Source organism: Saccharomonospora iraqiensis subsp. paurometabolica YIM 90007 (assembly GCF_000231035.2).
GTDB lineage: Bacteria > Actinomycetota > Actinomycetes > Mycobacteriales > Pseudonocardiaceae > Saccharomonospora > Saccharomonospora paurometabolica.
Map to the genome: position 1 here is coordinate 7,196 of NZ_KI912255.1, position 288 is coordinate 7,483.

The following is a 288-nucleotide window of genomic DNA, read 5'->3' on the forward strand; positions in this document are numbered from 1 at the left end:
CTCCGCGGGCGCGGATTCCACCGGCGCCGTCGGGGCGGTGCCGTCCGGGTGAGTTTCCGGTGCCGCCGTCTCCGGTGCCGTGGTCGGCGGCGCGGTCGTTTCCGCCGCCTCGACCTCCGCCGTGGTCGCCTCGGGGGCCTCCGCCTCCCGGACACGCTCCGTCGGCTCCGCCTCGGTGGTTCGCCCGGTCGGCTCCGCCTCCGTTCGCTTGGTCGGCTCTGCCTCCGTGGTCCCGGTCCCGGCCCCGGCGGTGGTGCCCGGCCGGGTTCCGGCACCGGCCCGGCACGG